Source organism: Halomonas sp. IOP_6 (assembly GCF_021151565.1).
GTDB classification, from domain to species: Bacteria; Pseudomonadota; Gammaproteobacteria; order Pseudomonadales; family Halomonadaceae; genus Vreelandella; species Vreelandella alkaliphila.
The window spans coordinates 105,413-123,715 of the sequence record NZ_JAIRBO010000009.1 but is presented as its reverse complement, the minus strand read 5'-3'; the positions used below and the strand labels follow the sequence as shown (position 1 = coordinate 123,715).

At 50.7% G+C, this 18,303-nt stretch carries 15 protein-coding genes and 3 tRNA genes; 12 read left to right on the top strand and 6 right to left on the bottom strand.

The features are described 5' to 3' along the window. Nucleotides 1-48: 48 nt before the first annotated feature. Nucleotides 49-642, bottom strand: coding sequence for an imidazoleglycerol-phosphate dehydratase HisB (gene hisB, locus K7H08_RS15730; protein ID WP_231658496.1), 594 nt, complete (start codon nt 640-642; stop codon nt 49-51). Between the two features lie 206 nt (nt 643-848). On the opposite strand from hisB, the gene K7H08_RS15725 reads away from it, so the two are divergent. The 7 genes from K7H08_RS15725 to K7H08_RS15695 all read left to right on the top strand — a co-directional run bounded on the left by K7H08_RS15725 (nt 849) and on the right by K7H08_RS15695 (nt 5,744). After that, entirely contained in the window at nt 849-1,334 is a 486-nt protein-coding gene (locus tag K7H08_RS15725) for an acetyl-CoA sensor PanZ family protein (protein ID WP_120386330.1), read from the top strand. Continuing rightward, nucleotides 1,331-3,664: an AsmA family protein gene (locus tag K7H08_RS15720; RefSeq protein ID WP_038478287.1), complete on the top strand. Its 2,334-nt coding sequence runs from the start codon at nt 1,331-1,333 to the stop codon at nt 3,662-3,664. Before K7H08_RS15725 ends, K7H08_RS15720 begins: the two co-directional genes overlap by 4 nt. A 143-nt stretch (nt 3,665-3,807) precedes the next feature. Next, on the top strand, nt 3,808-4,935 hold the full coding sequence (mutY, locus tag K7H08_RS15715; RefSeq protein WP_231658495.1) for an A/G-specific adenine glycosylase: 1,128 nt from the start codon (nt 3,808-3,810) through the stop codon (nt 4,933-4,935). A 55-nt stretch (nt 4,936-4,990) separates the two neighbouring features. After that, the gene (locus K7H08_RS15710) at nt 4,991-5,266 is read left to right on the top strand and encodes an oxidative damage protection protein (RefSeq protein ID WP_083007102.1); all 276 of its coding nucleotides are present in this window, start codon (nt 4,991-4,993) and stop codon (nt 5,264-5,266) included. Nucleotides 5,267-5,440: 174 nt separating this feature from the next. Beyond that, nucleotides 5,441-5,516 (top strand) — tRNA-Phe (locus K7H08_RS15705). 5 nt (nt 5,517-5,521) lie between these two features. After that, a tRNA-Gln gene (locus K7H08_RS15700) sits at nt 5,522-5,596 on the top strand. 72 nt (nt 5,597-5,668) lie between these two features. Beyond that, nucleotides 5,669-5,744, top strand: a tRNA-Thr gene (locus tag K7H08_RS15695). A gap of 189 nt (nt 5,745-5,933) precedes the next feature. On the opposite strand, the gene K7H08_RS15690 is transcribed toward K7H08_RS15695, so the two are convergent. Together K7H08_RS15690 and K7H08_RS15685 are read right to left on the bottom strand one after the other, a co-directional pair. Further along, nucleotides 5,934-6,797 (bottom strand): MBL fold metallo-hydrolase, encoded by an 864-nt coding sequence (locus tag K7H08_RS15690; protein ID WP_231658494.1) that lies wholly within the window; start codon nt 6,795-6,797, stop codon nt 5,934-5,936. 104 nt (nt 6,798-6,901) lie between these two features. After that, nucleotides 6,902-7,540 carry a DsbA family protein gene (locus tag K7H08_RS15685; protein WP_038478275.1) on the bottom strand — a complete coding sequence of 213 codons (639 nt, stop codon included), beginning with the start codon at nt 7,538-7,540 and terminating at the stop codon, nt 6,902-6,904. Nucleotides 7,541-7,617: 77 nt separating this feature from the next. On the opposite strand from K7H08_RS15685, the gene K7H08_RS15680 reads away from it, so the two are divergent. Beyond that, on the top strand, nt 7,618-8,577 hold the full coding sequence (locus K7H08_RS15680; RefSeq protein ID WP_198349857.1) for a LysR family transcriptional regulator: 960 nt from the start codon (nt 7,618-7,620) through the stop codon (nt 8,575-8,577). A gap of 20 nt (nt 8,578-8,597) precedes the next feature. Here the strand turns inward: K7H08_RS15680 and K7H08_RS15675 are convergent, their stop codons facing one another. Continuing rightward, nucleotides 8,598-9,047, bottom strand: a complete 450-nt coding sequence (locus tag K7H08_RS15675; RefSeq protein ID WP_038478271.1) for an META domain-containing protein — start codon at nt 9,045-9,047, stop codon at nt 8,598-8,600. Between the two features lie 500 nt (nt 9,048-9,547). Here K7H08_RS15675 and K7H08_RS15670 point away from each other — a divergent pair, with 500 nt between their 5' ends. The 3 genes from K7H08_RS15670 (at nt 9,548) to K7H08_RS15660 (ending at nt 12,320) form a co-directional block, all read left to right on the top strand. Further along, nucleotides 9,548-10,354: a Crp/Fnr family transcriptional regulator gene (locus K7H08_RS15670; RefSeq protein WP_231658493.1), complete on the top strand. Its 807-nt coding sequence runs from the start codon at nt 9,548-9,550 to the stop codon at nt 10,352-10,354. Between the two features lie 187 nt (nt 10,355-10,541). Next, nucleotides 10,542-11,525, top strand: coding sequence for an ectoine hydroxylase (thpD, locus tag K7H08_RS15665; RefSeq protein WP_231658492.1), 984 nt, complete (start codon nt 10,542-10,544; stop codon nt 11,523-11,525). 129 nt (nt 11,526-11,654) lie between these two features. Further along, complete coding sequence (locus K7H08_RS15660) at nt 11,655-12,320, top strand: fumarylacetoacetate hydrolase family protein (RefSeq protein WP_038478261.1); 666 nt, start codon at nt 11,655-11,657, stop codon at nt 12,318-12,320. A 118-nt stretch (nt 12,321-12,438) separates the two neighbouring features. Here the strand turns inward: K7H08_RS15660 and speA are convergent, their stop codons facing one another. Both speA and K7H08_RS15650 read right to left on the bottom strand, forming a co-directional pair. Next, a complete protein-coding gene (gene speA / locus K7H08_RS15655) occupies nt 12,439-14,358 on the bottom strand; it encodes a biosynthetic arginine decarboxylase (RefSeq protein WP_231658491.1) in 1,920 nt (639 codons plus the stop codon). Next, complete coding sequence (locus tag K7H08_RS15650) at nt 14,358-15,314, bottom strand: homoserine kinase (protein ID WP_095604530.1); 957 nt, start codon at nt 15,312-15,314, stop codon at nt 14,358-14,360. Before K7H08_RS15650 ends, speA begins: the two co-directional genes overlap by 1 nt. A 173-nt stretch (nt 15,315-15,487) precedes the next feature. Between K7H08_RS15650 and polA the strand changes: the two genes are divergently transcribed. Beyond that, on the top strand, nt 15,488-18,262 hold the full coding sequence (gene polA / locus K7H08_RS15645) for a DNA polymerase I (protein ID WP_231658490.1): 2,775 nt from the start codon (nt 15,488-15,490) through the stop codon (nt 18,260-18,262). Nucleotides 18,263-18,303: the final 41 nt, after the last annotated feature.

Sequence of the window (18,303 nt, the reverse complement as noted above, 5' to 3'; positions counted from 1 at the left end):
CGCTCCTTGTTATCGTTGGCGAGCTACCACTCGCTGCAATACCCGGCATTATAGGCTTCCTTTGGTAGACGGCATTTGTCCCGCCATACGCGGGTCTTCTGCCACCGCCATGCGCAGCGCGCGGCCAAACGCTTTAAATATAGTCTCAGCCTGATGGTGAGCATTAAAGCCTTTTACATTGTCAATATGCAGGGTGACGCGCGCATGGTTGACGAAGCCTTGGAAAAATTCCCAAAACAGCTGGGTATCCATACTGCCAATGGTATCGCGGGTGAAGTCGACATTCATATAGAGACCTGGACGGCCGGAGAAGTCGATAACCACACGGGACAACGCTTCATCAAGAGGAACGTAAGAATGCCCGTAGCGATAGATGCCGCGTTTATCGCCGATCGCTTGGTGAAATGCTTGGCCTAGGGTAATGCCTAGATCTTCAACTGTATGGTGATCATCGATGTGCAGATCGCCTTTTGCGTCAATGTCGAGATCCACCATCCCATGACGAGCCACTTGATCAAGCATATGGTCAAGAAACGGAACGCCGGTGTCGCTGCGGAGATGGCCTTCGCCATCAAGGTTGACGCTGACCGTAATCTGCGTTTCGTTGGTGTCACGGCTTACCGTGGCAATACGCGCTGACATGTTGCATCTCCTGCGCTGATGCGCACTCTGAGGGGGTATTGGTGGATCGTCGGGTAATGTTAACACCGCTAGATCAAAGCATAACCTGTGCCAAAAGCGACCATTATAGTGAATCGGTGCCCCCATCCGCTACAATGCGCGAAAGGTAGCCGCCTTTGCTGGCGGTAGAATAGCAGCCTTGCTGCTTTGGCAAAGAGGATTTCACCATGCCGGTGACATTGCATTACGTCGACCAGGCCCGTTGGGAAGCAGAGGAGCAGGTGCGTATTGACCTAATACGCATTTATGAAGATGCGCCCCAAGAGCGAATGCCTACACCAACGGTCGCCCCTTTTATCGAACAGCATTTAAAAGGGCAGCACTTTTTTGCCTGCGCACATTTTAACGATCGACTGCTCGGTGCGGTGGCAATAAAAGAGGCAGCTGACCGCGCGTGGTGGCTCTCCGAGCTGTGCGTGCGTAAACCCACCCGACGGCGTGGCGTAGGCGCGCGACTAATGGCACTGTTAGGAGAGCAGGCAAAACAAGAAGGACGTGTGCTGCGCATCGAAACGTCGTCGCTGCCGTTAGCAGATCGAGTACTGCTCTCAAAGCTTGGTTATCGCCCCGTAGCCCCTGGATCATCCGCACAGTCGGATGATTCCATCACCAGTGATTTTGTTGAGCTAGACCCACAAGGAAAAGGGCTATGAATCATCTACTACGTATTTTGCTGGCTGCGGTAGGTATTTTAGCGATTGTTGCCGTTGCCGCAGTGGTGTATGTCACCACTTTTCTTGACCCAGAAGATTTCAAGCCTCGGCTAACTGCGGTGGTAGAAGAACAAACTGGCCTGAATCTAGCGTTGGAAGGCCCAATCACATGGTCATTTTATCCGCGTATAGGGGTCAGTGTTGAGCAGGCAAAAGCGTGGCTGCCAGAGCAAGCTCAGGACGAGAGTGCGTTTGCCGCCATTGAGCGAGCTGAAGTTAGCGTAGCCTTTGCCCCTTTATTACGCGGCGAAATAGCGGTTGACGGCTTAACCCTAGATGGCATGCGCTTAAACCTTGAAAAGGATGAGCAGGGCGAAGGTAATTGGCAGCCGTTACTAGAGCGCCTCGCTGAGCAGGGTAACGAAACAGCGGAAACGGTACTGGCGCCTGCAAGCGCTGGCCCCAACGCAGATGCTGGTAATTTGTCGGTGGTGCTGAATATTGCCAGTGTAGAAGTGAAAAATGCTGATATTCGTTTTCGTGATGAGCAAAGCCAAGCACTTTGGCGTGTGCAGTCGCTCAATATTTCAGGCGCCAACGTCAATCCGTTACGTTCCTTCCCTTTAAAAACCATGTTCACATTAACTAAGCATAATCGCTTAGATGCAGAGGTGTTGGAGCGTACGCCCGACCTGAGCAGCGAAGTGAATCTCGAAACTCGTCTTCGTTTAGGTTTGAAAGATGAGCAGCTGGTTTTTGAAAATATCCAGTTGACGACTCGTACGCGACGCTCTGGAGAAAGTGATCCGCAGCAGCTTAGTTTGAAAGCAGCTGAAATAGTTGCCCGAATGGGTGAGCAGCAACTTACGATTCGCGAGGGTGTCGTTGACGCGGGCTTACGTCATCCAGACAATTGGCAGGGTAGCCTCGCGCTTTCGTTGGCATTTGGTTTGGAAAGTGACTGGGCGGCGCAAACTGCTCAGTTTAAAGATGCTCAGTTAACCGGGCCGGATGGACTGAGAGTCAGTGGCCATCTCAATGTCGAAAAGTTTTTAGACTCTCCTCAGTACAGCGGCCAACTCACCGCAGCGCCTTTTACATTGCGGCCTTGGTTATCTCGCGCAGGCATTACTCTCAATACGGCCAATGAAAGTGCCCTGAGAGATGTGGCGATGACTAGCCCAATTGAAGGAGATATGACGAGTATTGCACTGCCGCGTCTTTCCTTAGTAGTGGACGACAGTACCTTTACAGGTAATATTTCCGCCGCGCTGGACGGTACTCGGCTCGCCTTTAATCTGGAAGGCGACCAGCTGAATATTGATCATTATCTGCCTGGTCCGGAAACCGCTCAACAAGCTAGCCGAGGCATGCTGCGCAAAGCCTTCGCCCAAACCGATGGGGCACTATTACCTCAGGAATGGCTGAGCACGCTATCGCTAGAGGGGGACTTAAGCGTCGACCAGCTTGTGCTGGCTGGATTAACGTTCGATGGCACTTCGCTAAGCTTGCGCGGCGAGAATGGAGTGCACCAACTGACAGCCTTTGAGTCGCGTTTTTATGAGGGCGAGCTTAATTCGACTGGCCGTCTAGATGCGACAGCAAACGTACTGGAATGGCAGATTTCTCCACGTGTCAGTGATGTTCAGGTCGCACCGCTCATTGAAACCTTTAGCGAAGAGGCGTCACCGTTACGAGGCCGCTTCAACTTGGAAGGCGCACTGACTACCCAAGGCAATCGCCGTGATGTGCTCACCAATAATCTTAACGGCGAGCTAAGTGCACAACTGAACGACGGCGCTATTCTGCAAACGAATATCTCTCAGCAAATGTGTGAGATAGTGGCGCAGCTAGAGGGCGAAGGCACCCTGCGCGAATGGGAACCTGATACGCGCTTTGAACGGTTTGACGCGACCTTCCAAGTGCGTAATGGCGTAGTAAACAGTGACGATTTGCTTATCACCCTTCCTGGCATTGACGTACAAGGTGAAGGCGAATTCAATCTCAATACGCTGAATTTTACGACTGAGGCAAATGCTAGGTTGGTCGACACGGCGGATGCCGCCTGTAACGTGAACCCGCGCTTAGAGCAGTTGCCTCTTCCTGTTCGCTGTGAAGGCCATGTGGGCGACGATAAAACCCAGTGGTGCCGATTTGATCGTTCGGCTTTCCAAGCAGCGGTGATAGACCTACTACGTAATGAAGCAGGCAGCCGTCTTGAAGAAGAGCTTGAGGAGCGGCTGGGCGATTCGCTTGATCAAATTGACGAACGCCTAGGAGAAGGTGCTGGTCAGGAACTTCGTGAGGGGATTCGTCGTCTATTTAACTGAGCATTCATGCACGTTTTGAATCGATACAATAAGTGCGCGCCGGCCTTACCGCCGGCGCTTTTTTGCGTGTTAGTTAGCCACATAATAGCAAGGCCAACTGACGGCTAATTGCAGGGTGCCGTTTTACTGTTTAAGGAAATCCTATGGCCGACATGTTTACACCGTGCCTCGCGGCGGAAGAGTTTCAACGTCGCTTGCTTACCTGGTTCGATCAGTATGGACGGCATGACCTGCCTTGGCAGTCGCCCCGAAGTGCCTACCGGGTATGGGTATCTGAAATTATGCTCCAACAAACCCAGGTCGCTACGGTCATTCCCTATTTTAAACGCTTTATGATGCGCTTTCCCACGTTAGAAGCACTGGCCAACGCACCTCAGGACGACGTGCTGCATCTCTGGACCGGGCTGGGTTACTACGCCCGTGCCCGTAATTTGCATGAAGCGGCTCAAGTGGCGTTAGCGTCCCATGGGGGAGAGCTGCCAACGGACAGTGTCGAAGCGTTAATGGCGCTGCCAGGTATCGGCCGCTCCACTGCTGGCGCGATCATCGCGCAAAGTTCTGATAAACATAGCTCTGATAAACAACGTTCTGGTCAGCAGGCCGCGATTTTAGATGGCAATGTAAAACGATCGCTGACTCGCTTGCATGCCATTGCTGGCTGGCCAGGCAAGCCAGCAGTAGAGCGTTCACTATGGACACTGGCTGAGTATTTCACGCCCAATACCCGTCTTGCCGACTATACCCAAGCCATCATGGATTTCGGCGCCACGCTATGTAAACGCAGCAAACCTGATTGCCTGATCTGTCCGTTTAACGACGTATGCCGTGCCTATGCCCAAGGTGAGCCGCAACGCTTTCCCGAATCCAAGCCTAAAAAAGCCTTGCCGACGCGTGAAACCATTATGCTGATGCTACGAGACAGGCAAGGGCGGGTGTGGTTAGAGCAACGGCCACCCAGCGGCTTGTGGGGAGGCCTATGGAGCCTGCCTCAATTTGAGCAGCATAGTGAACTGGACGATTGGCTGGCTGATCATGTGACGTCCCCCGAACGCCATGCGCCACTGCCCAGCTTTACTCATACATTTAGTCATTTTCGGCTATTGATTACGCCTCAGCCCGTCAGTTGCGATAGGCTGAACGGCGTAAGAGAAGATGGCGTGTGGTATGACGTTGACGAACCGCCCACGCTTGGCTTGGCTGCGCCGGTTAAATCGCTGCTGAGCCAGCTGGCGCCTTTTTCCTTAGATCCAACGCCAGGGCCGTCGCGCTAACCTCACTCGCGTTATTACTTTTATATTCGCACCGTTATTCATAAAGGAGCACACCATGAGCACCACCGTTTTCTGCCGCAAGTACCAACAAGAGCTGCCCGCCCTGCCATTTCCACCATTACCAGGTAAGCAGGGACAAGAGATTCAAGCCACCGTGTCTAAGCAGGCCTGGGAAGAGTGGCAGTCGTTGCAAACGCGCTTGATTAATGAAAAGCACCTCAACATGTTAGAGCCTGAGGCGCGCGCCTATTTGATGGATCAAATGCAGCGTTTTCTAAATAACGAAGCAACGGATCAAGCTGAAGGTTACGTGCCGCCTACCCAGGCTTAAGCGTTCAGGAAGCAAGGCTGTAAGGAGTGAAACTCGGTGCAGCCCACGGATGGCGCGGCTTTTGCACGTTTTGAGCCCTGCAAAGAAGTGCCCTAAGCACGTGACTAGAAAGAAAGTTTCACGAAAGTGTTGACGAAAAGCTGAGTTTTTAGTTTAATACGCACCGTTGGCAGCGGCCAGATAGCTCAGTTGGTAGAGCAGGGGATTGAAAATCCCCGTGTCGGCGGTTCGATTCCGTCTCTGGCCACCAAACGTTGGGGTATCGCCAAGTGGTAAGGCACCGGTTTTTGGTATCGGCATTCCCAGGTTCGAATCCTGGTACCCCAGCCATTGCCAACAAGATTTCTTGTTGATTGCAAAGCTTAACAGTGAAGCAATCATATTCTCAAGAAAGCGCGAAGAGCCGACATAGCTCAGTTGGTAGAGCAACTGACTTGTAATCAGTAGGTCCCGGGTTCGACTCCTGGTGTCGGCACCACTTAAAAGTGGTTAAAATCAAAGCGTTAGAGAATTAGATTAAGCCGTCCGAAAGGGCGGCTTTTTCGTATGTGTCTATAAAGTGTCTACAGCGTGGGCACCTCCACAACTGAACCTTGCAAGTTGGGTGACCAAGCTGCCATTACAGAAAGATAGTCATCGGCCACCTCTATACTACAGGGAAAAATGACTATCCCCAGTCCATTTCCCCCATAGCTACTTTAGCGCCAATCTGTAGTGCAACGCTTAGCTTTGCATTTGGGTAGCGACGGGTCATTGCTTCAATGAGTTCATCGCTGTTATTCGCTTTGGCGAGCTCTTCTTCAAATGCTAATAGGTAGTCACGTGTATATTGAATCGCGGAAGCATCAATAGCTGCGTCAGGTTGCATGTGACCGGGTATAACGACCTTAGGAAAGCGTGCTGCCATTTCATCAAGCGCTTGTATCCAAGCCGCTCGCTGTTCAGCAGTAGGGGTGTCTGCTATCCACACATGTAGGTCTGAGAATACCAGCACACCTCCAAAAATAGCATTTAAGGAAGGAGCCCAAAGATAGCGACGATTAGGTAAACCCTCCACGTCAACAATCTGGATATCTTCACCATCGACTTGCAATAAATGGCCGTCGAAAACCTCAGGCATAACGATATCATCAAGTGACTGAGGGCCATTGTCTTGAAGTTGGGGTGACCATGTAGAGATTTTTTTCTCTACATTAGCTTCGATAGCATCAACGGTAGCTGAAGCTGCGACAATGCGAGCATCAGGGAAGGCTGCTTTTATCGCACCAAGGCCAAAATAGTAATCAGGATCGCTTTGGCTAATGTAGACGGTGGTTAGCTGCTTACCGCTCTGTTGGACTGCCTCGGCAACGGCACGTCCGTCAGATAAGGTAAAGCCGCTGTCAATTAATACTGCCTCTGTTGCTCCCGTCACCAGTACGGGCGCTCGGAAAAAGCCATGCTCTCCAGCAGGAAAGTGCTGCCAACTTAATTGATCATCAGACGCGAGGCTCTTTTTTATGCCACTTAGGTTACCAGTGCTTATAGCCATGGATAATCCTAAGGCAGTTAATGACTTTAAAAACATACGCCGAGTAGCCATTTTTTCTTCCTTCTGCAATTTTGTTTAGAGGGTCAATTGATTAAGTTGGTGCGTTATAGCGCGCGTATCTGTTGGGCTAGCGCACTGGGGTTGGCATACAACTCATTCGTGGAAAGAGCCTTTAGGTTTTCACTCGACTGAGCGATGAACGTGGGCACTCCTCGAACGTTAAGCTTCTGCATTAGTGTTTGAGCCTGTGAAATTCGAGAACGATTGGAATGCATAAGTGTTTCACTGGCACTTGTCATTAACTCTGCCGCTTGTGTCAGCTCAAGTCCTTGTAGAATCTCAACCAGCGTGACTTGAGATGTCACGTCTCGACCCTGTACGTAGCGTGCGTATTGGATTGCTTTTAAAGCCTCGAACTCATCGGCGGGTGCGGCAAGCGATACTGCCGTTAGCGCTAGCGTAGCGGCACTACTATCAAACCGCTGATGATGATCGCTTAACACGTGATCGCGATATAGTTGAGTGAATAGTTGTCCCGTTAGGCGCTCAATCCGCTGATCGTTACTCCAGGCATAGGCCGCGAATTCATGATCCATTTGCCTTCCGCCACGGCCTGTGAAAAGGCCGCTGGGTAACAGAACCACTTTTATATCGTCTGCCGCGATCACGTCTGAAACAGATGATGTTGCGCCATAGCACCAGCCACACAAAGGATCGAATAGGTAATACAAAGTGTTATTCATAGTCGAGTCTCTCTATACATGATTGACTCGCATGCTAAAGAGATTGTATTGACGGATAAATACATACGAAGCATATTATGCGTATGGAAAAAGCATACAGTCGAAGTGGAAGTAAACTAGGCGGATTTAATAACTTGCGGCGCTTAGCTTATTTTTCTGCTGTGGTTGAAACGGGGTCTTTTACGGCCGCCGCAGAGCGTCTGGGTATCACCAAGGCGGTGGTTAGCCAGCAGGTGGCACGTCTTGAACAAGAATTTAGAACCTCTCTCCTTACGCGTACGACGCGATCGGTACAAGTTACCTCCGCTGGAAAAGTGTTTTACCAACGCTGTGCCTTGATTCTCCGTGAAGCTGAAGATGCTTTTGATGAGTTAGGCGAAATAGCCCAGGAGCCGACAGGCACATTACGGTTGACCGCCCCTTTCGATTACGGTGTCACCTTTGTGGTGCCTGCGATTGCTGCATATACCCAGCAATATCCCGATTGCCGGGTCGATGCCACGCTGCGGGATCAAAAAGTCGATCTGATGGCTGAGGATATCGAACTGGCTATCCGTGTTGGTTGGCTAACAGAGGCAAGCGTGCAGGCAAGGAAAATAGGCTCTTTTCAGCAACTGCTCGTTGCATCGCCAAGCCTTGAAAAAGAGGTGGCGCAGCTCTCTCAGCCGGAAGAGTTATTGAAATTCCCGTTCATTGCTAATAAAGCGCTGCCCCATCCATTGCAGTGGGAGTTTTCACTCAGTAAGGGTGAACGCAGAACCATCCACGTGCGCGCCTCAATCTTTCTTGATGCGACACTCGCGGTACGCGAAGCGTTGTACGCTGGTGCAGGAATCTCGGTATTGCCGGATTATGTCATTGCAGGCGACATAGCCGCCGGACGCCTTATACATATTTTACCCCAGTGGAGTTTGCCCTCCGGCGGCATACATGTCGTTTTCCCATTAGCACGTTTTCGTCCTGCGAAAGTGCGTGCATTTGTCGACATACTTGCGCATAGAGAGCAGCAGCGACAAGAGGGCGCTTTCATTAAGTGAGTTTGCCTCCAAACCGATGGCTAATAAAGATGCACGGCCTCAAATACTGCCACTGGTTTGCCATTGGCATTGTTAAGTGACAAGGAACCACCGTCTACTTGCCAAGTGTCTACGTTATTAAGTGTGCTTAGCATTGCCTGCTCGTTACGCATTTGCGTGTCGGGGCAGGCCATCATCGTGGTACCAACTTGTTCAAATGCTATTTGCTTACCATCAACACGGTAACTGCCAATCAAGGTATTGCAGCCAGTTGAGCCAGCAAGCCGTGTATCTTCTTCATGGAGCACAAGGTGAGGCTCGCGAAAGTTCTCAGCGGTGATGATGGGTTGCCCTTCAAGCGTGACCAGTTTCCAGTACGTATTGGTTAGCGTTTCGTCAGGCTTGGCTGCTTGATGAGGCGCTGAGTGTGATTGGCACCCGCTAGCTAACAGGATAATAAGAGTAGATGCGATAAGGGAGAATTTTTTCATAAAGCGTTTCTCTAGGTTTGCGTCATAAAATAATAATCGGATTGATAATGTTTTGCTACCTTAGCTTATGTCTGATGTTTTGTTGTTAACCTGAATCTGTCCCTGTTTTAATGTTTTATATAAATAGTAAGCCTCATGTTTTATGTGTCCTTACTTGATTATATTTTCTGCCTAATCTACTGGTTTAATGAGACCATGAGTGGCGGTATGCTATGTGAAGATAATACGATGGAAAAAATATTATTAATTTCGTTTCTATGTTCTCAATTGATAATAGGGATCTAATGTAAGAGTGTTATCTATTATTAGTGTTTTATGGTTGTTTTTTAACAAATGTCAATTTTTGTTTTTAATACGCTCCGCGTTTCTGTTATAAAAGTACCTTGTTTGTTTATTCAGTATTGACTATATTTTCTGTCAGAAAAAGTATTTAATATTTATTTACTTGTACTTTTATACCGAGGTGCACAATTTTTGTCTAGCTACAATGGAGTGTAGAGATGAAAGGGCTTACTGTGGATCGAGTTCCCCTAGCGAACGATATAAGTCGTAAGAGTAAGCTTGGAAGCTTGGATAATATTAATGCGGCATGTATTAATATATCGCAGGTGCTGGGTCTATATGGCGAAATGGGAGAAAGGTCTCTCAATATGCTGTCAACAATGCCTCAGAAGCCTATGGAGCTAAAGAAAAGTCAGCGGTTTTTCGCTGTAAGTGACGGTCGTTCCGATATTTTTGTTATAAAAGAGGGGTGGGCAAGTCTAGCTCATTCAACGAATACAAGTGGGCAGGGTATTTGTAATATTTTTATGCCTGGCGATATTATTGGTATGCGTGAAAGTTTTTTTGAATGCCATGATTTGATTATCTTTCCTATTACTAATTGTGAACTTATAAAATTTTCTGGTGATTATCTTCATGCGCTTTGTAAAGAAAATGAGGAGGTTAGAAAGGCAATTACGTCTTATGTCATGGTGAATGACAATGTTACGATAGAACGCCTTAGAAGTTGTACGCATCATCAGTCAATAGAACGAGTTGCACACTTTTTACTTGAAATTTACGCACGTTTCAAATTTAAGGGGCTTTTAGAAGGCGATGTTTTTGATTTTCCTGTTACACAAGAAATTGTTGGGGAGCTTTTAGGTATGACGAGTGTTCATGTGAGTCGCTGTATGACGGCGCTTGAACAGAAAAAAATTATTCGTAAAAATCGGAGTAGTATCAAGCTGTTAAAGCCAGATGAAATGGCAGAAAATACTGGTTTTGATAGCGATTTTATTTATGGGCATGTTTGTCTGGGTTAGTTTTTAAAAGTTATTGCTAATTATTTTTTTAGAGGGGTTAAAGAAATTTCATAACACACGTTGTGAATTAAGGTATATAGGTTGAAATGGCTAAGTGTTTAGCTATCCTGTTGGCTGTGTTATGTGAAAGTGAAAGCCGCTACATGTTTTATCGATCTGAAATTTAATCATACAAGGAGTGGATTAGATGACAGTCAGCAACAACTCTCTCAAAACGATTACTGTCTATAAGCAATATAATGAAATGTTAGATATGCCGTCGGCGCAACGTACAGCGGGGAAAGATGAGTACCCAACGCGCTTAGCGGCAGCCCCAGCTTCGCTAACTCAGCCGCGTCGCGATGCGGTGGTTAAAGGTCGGAGCTTATCAGGGCCGCTATCCCCAGAGCAGCTTGATGAGTTTGAGCGCAAAGGTTTTTTGTTTATTCCAAGCCTCATTTCAGGTGAAGAGCTAGAGGCACTTCGCCATGAAATGAGATTATTGATGAGTAATAATGCTTATCGCGATCAGGAATTCAGCGTTACTGAGCCAGAAAGCCACGATATTCGTTCGTTATTTGCCGTGCATAGGCTTTCTGAGCGATTAGGTCAACTGGCCAGTGACGAACGCTTAGCGGGTGCAGCCCGGCAGATCATTGGCGCTAATCCTTACGTGCACCAGTCACGGATTAATTATAAGCCAGGTTTTGCAGGTAAAGGATTTAATTGGCACTCTGATTTCGAGACGTGGCACGCGGAAGATGGTATGCCGAATATGCATGCTGTTAGCGCTTCACTAATCTTGACCGATAACCATGAATTTAATGGTCCGCTTATGCTGGTTCCAGGCTCCCATTTAGAATTTGTGCCCTGCTTGGGGGAAACACCGGAGGATAACCACAAAAGCTCGCTTAAAGCACAGGAGATTGGCGTACCCAGCCAAGAAGCGCTGACTCAGTTAGTAGCAAAATATGGCATTGAAGCGCCGAAGGGTAGGGCTGGTGGCCTGTTGCTATTTGATTGCAACACGTTGCATGCATCTAATGCCAATTTGTCGCCTGACCCCCGCAGCAACGTGTTCTTTGTATTTAATCGTCCGGATAATCGCTGTGTTGCACCGTTTGCTGCTCCCAAGCAGCGCCCTAGCTTTTTGGCGCATGGGCCCGAGGATCGCTGGACGCCCGACGCATAATCTAACGTATCGCTAGTAGTATGTATAAAATGCTATAGAAGAGGTTGTGGAACATACGCATAGCTGGGGTAGACTGTTGCGCCTGTCGTTGCGAATGCGGCACGCATAATGAGAAGGAGAGGACCCGCCATGTGTTTTGTTCCCCAGTTTACCGATGGTCAGGAGTTTCCCCACGCGTTGGGCAAAATCGTCTGCGTTGGCCGCAACTATGCCGACCATGCCAAAGAACTGGATAATCCGGTCCCCAGTGAGCCACTGTTATTTATGAAGCCCGCCACCAGTGTGGTGGACTTGACTAAACCTCTTGATCCGCCGTTTTCACGGGGTGATGTACATTATGAAGTCGAACTTGCGCTTTTGGTTGGAGAGACACTGACTCACGCTACTCAAGATGAAGCAGAGCGTGCCATTGTGGGTATTGGCCTGGCGATGGATTTAACGCTGCGAGATGTGCAAACCAAGCTGAAAGAGAAAGGGCACCCGTGGGAAATAGCAAAAGCATTTGATGGTGCTTGCCCACTATCACCGTTTTTGCCGCTAAGCCGCATCCCCAATTGGAACGCGCTGGTGTTCACCCTTGAGATTGATGGTGAAGAGCGTCAACACGGAGAAGGTGCCGATATGATCTTCGCGATCCCGACGTTGGTGGCAGAGATGAGTCGTCACTTCACGCTAGAGCCGGGTGACGTCATTTTGACAGGCACACCTGCGGGTGTGGGCGAATTGCCCCGTGGAGCTTCGCTGCGTTTAACGTTGACCGGCGGGTTAGAAATCACCACTAGCGTAGTAGAGTAGTTGGATGGCGATGACGCCAAAACCAACAATAGGTAAGCGTTAGCAGTTATGCGAAAAGCCACTGACGATGTCAGTGGCTTTTTCGTTGGCCTATTCTATAAGCACGGTTCTATAAGCACTATTCTAAATAGGTGTAGCCATCCAGGCCTTCGCTCAGGCTAGCGGCAAACTTTGCCTGCTCTTGGGTCGAAAAGCCGCTAGTGATTAGTTGCTCGGTGAGCTTTTGCTTAAGCACTCGAGCATCAAAATTCACGTAGGCTAAAACATCGGCCACCGTATCGCCTGCCTGTAGGTTAGAAAGGACCCACTCGCCATCTTCACCCAGTGCGGCATCGACTGAGTCGGTATCGCCGAACAGGTTGTGCAAGTCGCCGAGAATTTCCTGATAGGCACCTACCAGGAAGAAGCCTAGCCAACGCTCGTCGTCGCTCGCCCACTCGGGCAGCGGTAGTGTGCTTTCCACGCCTTGGCCATCCACGTAGCTATCAATGCGACCATCTGAATCGCAGGTAATATCCTGAATGACTGCGCGACGAGTGGGGGGTTGGTCTAACCCGCTCAACGGCAGAACAGGGAATATCTGTTCGATTCCCCAAACGTCAGGCACCGACTGGAATAATGAGAAATTGACAAACAGCTTGTCGGCTAGCTTTTCGGCCAGTTCGTCCATAATTTCCCGGTGCGCGCGATTACGGGTATCGAGTTGACCGCGTAGGCGTGCACAGGCTGCCATATAAAGTCGTTCACCTTCGGCACGGGCATTGATATCACTTAAGCCCATTACGAAACGGTCTTGCAGCTCACTAACCGCCTGCAGAAGATCATGCCAGGCTTCCACCAAAACACGGGGCTCCTGGCTTTCGGCTAACTGCTCAAAAACCCGCCATAGGGCTTCCACCTGGAGGTCTTCCTGAGAAGAGCGCTCTGGAGGCGAATCGTTAACGCGCTCTTCGCTAATTACGTTGGTGATCAACACGGCATGATGAGCCGTTAGCGCACGGCCTGACTCGCTGATCAGATGAGGCTGGGGAAGGTCAGCCTCCTGACACAGCTGCGCAAAGGCGCTAACGACGTTACGTGCATACTCCTGCATGGAGTAGTTGGCTGAGCAGTAGCTACGTGAGCGGGTGCCTTCGTAGTCGATTCCTAGACCGCCACCCACATCGACGGTATCAATCGGTGCCCCTAGGCTCATCAGGTTTTGGTAAAAACGGGCGCATTCCCGCAGACCGCGCTGAATGTCGCGAATATTGGCAATTTGCGAGCCGAGATGAAAGTGCACTAACTGTAGGCTCTCTAACGCATTTTGAGCGCGCAAGGTCGCGACTACGTCAAGAATTTGACTGGCAGTCAGACCAAACTTCGACTTCTCGCCGCCGGTATTTTGCCATTTACCCTTACCCACTGAGGCAAGCCGTGCCCGCAAACCAATACGCGGGGTGACTTCCAACTCACGCGCCTCTTCTAATATAAGCTCTAGCTCAGACAGCTTCTCAACGACCAGGTAAACGCGATGCCCCAGCTTTTCACCCAGCAGCGCTAGGCGAACGTACTCGCGGTCTTTATAACCATTGCAGACGATCAGCGAGGAGCCGCCATCAGACAGCGCCAGCACTGCCAGCAGCTCCGGTTTACTGCCTGCTTCTAAGCCTACGCGACCATTGCCTCGCTCGGAGGTGGCGAGGATCTCTTCCACCACGCGGCGCTGCTGATTCACTTTGATCGGATAAACGGCTGTGTAGCCGCCCTGATAGTCGATGTCCTGCATCGCGATATCAAACGCACCGCACAGCTGTTCTACGCGGTCGTGCAGAATGTCGCTAAACCTTACCAGTACCGGCAACCGCAGACCCGCAGTCTGCAACTGACGCACAAGCCCGCTAAGTGGCAATGCTGGGCCTTCTGCGTCGCTACCTAGCGGACGAACCAAGGCTTGCCCGTGGTCGTTCACATCAAAGTAGCCACTGCCCCATTGGTCAATATTCCATGTGCGTCGGGCGCGTAAGGCCTGGGCGCTGGTGGTCACCGATTCGATCATCAAGAAACCTCTGGGAGCGGTAGTGCGCCAAATGCAATGCGCGCTTTTAAAATGGTTCGGAAACGCTCAGGGTCATGAGGCGTTAGGTCATGGGCAGGTGGGTCAACATAGACAACCAGCAGGCGCGATAGCCAATATCGCAATGCCGTCATGCGCAACATGGTTGGCCATAATTCACGTTCATCTGCGGTGAGAGGGCGACGTGCTTGGTAAGCGCTCAGAATGGCTTCATAACGCTCAGCATTCAGCGTGCCATCCTCATTGGTTGCCCAGTCGTTAATGACGATGGCGAGATCAAATAGCAAATCGCCGGTACAACCGTTGTAAAAATCGATAACACCGCCTAATTGGTCGCCCTCAAACAGCGTGTTGTCACGGAATAAGTCGCCGTGAAGCGCTCCTTGCGGTAGCTCGCCGTGCTGGCTAAAGGCACCTTCGAAGTCATCGACTTCATTTTTCATCAGCGTTTGGTCGTCAGGGCTAATATACGTTAGCACCTTGTGATGCACTGCTCGCAGCCAGTGAAGGTCGCGCGGGTTTGGCCGATGGCCAGGAAAACGCTGGGAGACAACATGCAAATGCCCCAACGTATTGCCCAGCGCTTGGCATTGGGCAAGGTTAGGGGCGCTAGGATGCTTGCCTGGTAGGCGTGGAAACAGTAAGGCAGGCTTGCCTGCCAAACTGTGTAGCGCAATCCCTTCGCGGTCGTGAATAGTACCGGGCACCGGCAGACGGTGCTCATCCAGGTAATCCAACAACTCGACAAAAAACGGCAGCTCTTCATGTTCGCCCTGTTCAAACAGGGTTAACACCAGCTCACGACGATCGGTGGTCACAAAAAACGTCGAGTTTTCTGTGCCACCGGCAACGCCTTGTAGCGAAACGAAGCTGCCTACATCAAATTTTTCCAAAAACGCGGCGACCTGAACGTCGCTCAGCGGAGTAAATACAGCCATGAGAATCTCGCCCAGGTTGCTAAGCCCATTATTGTAGCGGCTTGCAGGGTCAGTTGGCAGCGTTGTGTGAGTTTGAAATGCGTTATTCGTAACGGTTGTTTCTGCAGCCATTGCCGTGAACGCGTATCATAGCTAATAGACTTCTTACTGTGTTGCTAACAATGGAATTGGTTATGGCCCGTGCCCCAATCGTGCTTGTCGATGGCTCATCGTACCTATATCGCGCTTTTCACGCGCTGCCACCGTTAACGACCTCCAACGGCCAGCCTACGGGGGCCGTGAAAGGCGTATTAAATATGCTCAAGCGGTTGATCAAAGACTACCCGGAAAGCCCAATGGCGGTGGTGTTTGATGCACCAGGAAAAACCTTTCGCGATGAGATGTACAGCGACTATAAAGCTCATCGACCGCCCATGCCGGATGACCTGCGCAGCCAAATTAAGCCGCTGCACGCTTGTGTAAAAGCGCTAGGCTTACCGCTGCTGTGCATTGAGGGCGTTGAAGCCGACGATGTGATTGGTACCCTGGCCCATCATGCCACCCAGGCTGGCCGTGATGCGGTGATCTCAACTGGCGATAAAGATATGGCGCAGTTGGTGAATGACCACATCACACTGGTCAATACCATGAAAGAAGAAACCCTCGATGAAGCGGGTGTCAAAGAGAAATTTGGGCTGCCGCCCTCGCTGATCATTGATTTTCTGGCCTTGATGGGTGACAAGGTTGATAACATTCCCGGCGTGCCGGGGGTGGGCGAAAAGACTGCCATAGGTCTGTTGCAAGGCATGGAAGGTGGTTTAGAGACCATTTATGGTGATCTGGAACGTGTCAAAACACTCAGCTTCCGTGGTGCGAAAACGTTACCTAAGAAGCTGGAAGAGCACCGTGAGCAGGCCTTTCTCTCTTACCAATTAGCGACCATTAAGACCGACTGCGAACTGCCTGTGGGTCTGGATGACTTGGATATTGCGCATCCAGACCGCGAGGCGCTGGTAGAACTCTATAAAGAAATGGAGTTCAAGCAATGGTTGGCTGAGCTACTGGCAGGTACCGATGAGGGCGTCGATGATGTAAAAGGGGGCGAGCCTGCGCCTGATAACGCTGCTAATGACGTGACTGATAGCGCCGCGGCTTCCAGCCAGCGAAACGACCATGTCATCGTTGAGCAAGCTGAGTTTGATGCGTGGCTAGCGCGACTGAAAAAAGCCGAGCGCTTTTGCTTCGACTTAGAAACGACCAGCCTGAATTATATGGACGCCGATATTGTCGGCGTTGGCCTGGCACTGGAGGCTGGTGAAGCGGCCTATATTCCACTGGCCCATGACTATCTGGATGCGCCCGCACAGCTTGATCGTCAACAGGTCCTGCAGGCATTAAAGCCGCTGCTGGAAGATCCTGAAAAAACCAAAGTTGGCCAGAACCTTAAGTACGATATTTCCGTGCTGGCAAACTATGATATTCGCGTAGTGGGGCCGCTGGCCGACACTATGCTAGCCTCGTACGTGTTGAATTCCACCGCCACGCGTCACGACATGGATTCGCTGGCACTGAAGTATTTGGGCGAAAAAACCATCTCTTTCGAAGAGATCGCTGGAAAGGGTGCCAAGCAACTCACGTTTAACCAGATTGCCCTAGAGCAAGCGGTTCCTTATGCCTGTGAAGATGTAGATATCACGCTACGGCTGCAAGAAATACTGCGTCCTCAGGTGGAGCGGGAAGGGCGTTTAGCGGACGTGCTGGATCATCTTGAACTGCCGCTGATTAACGTGTTGTCGCGGATTGAACGCAATGGTGTCGCACTGGATGCCGAACGTCTGCACGAGCAAAGCCAGCAGCTAGAGCGCCGTATTCGTGAGCTTGAAAGCGAGGCATTCGAGTTAGCCGGTCGTGAGTTTAATCTCGGTTCGCCCAAACAGCTGGGGCAGATTCTGTTCGAAGAGCAGAAAATTCCGGTGATCAAGAAAACTCCCAAAGGCGCACCTTCGACAGCAGAGGCGGTGCTAGAGGAGTTGGCGCTGGATTACCCCTTGCCCAAGGTGATTATGCAGCACCGGGGGCTGGCGAAGCTAAAATCCACCTATACCGATAAGCTACCGCGCCTGCTCAATAAAACCACTGGCCGAGTGCATACCAGCTATCACCAAGCGGTGACGGCGACAGGGCGTCTCTCGTCGTCCGACCCGAATCTGCAAAACATCCCGATTCGCACAGAAGAGGGGCGTAAAATCCGTCAAGCGTTTGTGGCACGCCCAGGCTATCGCATTGTGGCGGCAGACTACTCGCAAATTGAGCTGCGTATTATGGCGCACCTCTCAGAAGATAAAGGGCTTTTAGAGGCGTTTGCGGAAGGGCGCGATATCCACACTGCGACCGCTGCCGAAGTGTTTGGTACTGCGCTTGAAAAGGTCTCTGCCGACCAGCGGCGCAGCGCTAAAGCGATCAACTTTGGCCTAATTTACGGCATGAGCGCTTGGGGCTTATCACGCCAGCTGCATATTGATCGCAATCAGGCGCAAACCTACATCGACCGCTATTTTGACCGTTATCCTGGCGTTGCTCGCTATATGGATCGTATTCGCACCCAGGCCGCAGAAGATGGCTTTGTGGAAACCGTGCTAGGGCGGCGGCTGTACCTGCCAGAGATCCACTCGCAAAACCGCAATAGCCGCCAGGGTGCTGAACGCACCGCCATTAACGCGCCTATGCAGGGCACGGCAGCTGATATCATCAAGCAGGCGATGATTGATGTCGATGCATGGCTTGCTGAAGGGGAGTTTGACGCCCTCATGGTTATGCAGGTGCACGATGAGCTAGTGTTTGAGGTGGCCGAAGGGCAAGTTGAGGCGTTTATTGAGCAAGTTCAGGCGCGTATGCAAGCCGCTGCCACGCTTAGCGTGCCGCTGATTGTTGAAGCCGAAAGCGGCGCCAACTGGGATGAAGCCCACTAGTATTAACCACTAGCATGAAGCCTGCTAGGCTAAGGCCTCTA